Annotated in this window: 2 protein-coding genes; both read left to right on the top strand. The window is 64.8% G+C overall.

Features of this window, described 5'->3' with window-relative positions; genetic code table 11:
- Positions 1–441 (top strand): ATP-binding cassette domain-containing protein (locus tag EN939_RS35880; protein ID WP_164751590.1); only part of this gene is annotated, 441 nt, incomplete at its 5' end.
- 10 nt (positions 442–451) lie between these two features.
- Positions 452–942, top strand: a 491-nt coding sequence (locus EN939_RS35875; RefSeq protein ID WP_164751589.1) for a Gfo/Idh/MocA family protein, incomplete at its 3' end; no start/stop codon positions are given.

Here is a 942-nt window from a genome sequence, read left to right as displayed (position 1 = left end):
CCTCGCCGCATCCTGGCACTCGCCCGCGATCTCATCGGCTCACTCGGCGTGCGGCCGGCCCAGCCCGACAAAATGACCATCGAGCTTTCGGGCGGCAATCAGCAGAAGGTCGTCATCGGCAAATGGCTTGCCACCAAACCGAAGATCATCCTGCTCGACGAGCCGACACGCGGCGTCGACGTCGGCGCGAAGTCCGAACTCCATCACCTGATCGCAAGATTGAAGGCCGAGGGCGCGGCGATCCTCATGGTGTCGAGCGAGTTGCCCGAGGTTCTCGGCGTTGCCGACCGCATCGTCGTCATGCGCGAAGGCCACTCTGTCGGCACGCTGGCTCGTGGGGCGACGGAAGAAGACGTGATGACGCTGGCCTTCGGTGATCGCACGATCACACCGCCAGCCTGCGCACCCCGGCCAGCATTCAACCTTGCACCATGCCTGTAAGGAGAACCCTTTGAGCAAACTGAAGATCGCCATTGTCGGTGCCGGCTACATGGGCCTCCTGCATGCGCAGGTGGTTGCCGCGAGCCCTGTCGCGGAACTGTCGGCATTCGTTGATCCGAATGCTGCCACGGGGAGCAAGGCCGCGTCCGATTTCGGTGCCCGGCATTTCCGCGATGCCGCCACCGCGCTGGCCGCCAATGCCGCCGACGCCTATATCGTGGCGGCACCCGACACGCTGCATGAAGACGTCTGCCGCACGCTGCTCGATGCCGGCAAGCCGGTGCTGCTCGAAAAACCGATGGCTCACGATCTTTCCGCTGCCAAGGCGATTGCTAGAGCGGCGGAGAGAAACGGCGCGCGCCTGTTGGTCGGCCACATCCTGCGGTTCGACCCGCGCTATTGCGAGGCCGCGGCAGCGGTGAAATCCGGGCGGATCGGCGAGCCGATCCACGGCAGCAGCGGCCGTTTCACCAATCGCGAAGTCGGTCTTCGCATGAACGG

This window comes from Mesorhizobium sp. M7A.F.Ca.CA.002.05.1.1, assembly GCF_003998335.1.
In the GTDB taxonomy this organism is placed as follows: domain Bacteria; phylum Pseudomonadota; class Alphaproteobacteria; order Rhizobiales; family Rhizobiaceae; genus Mesorhizobium.
Note: the sequence above shows the minus strand (reverse complement) of the source record. Positions and strands in the feature narration are given on the sequence as shown.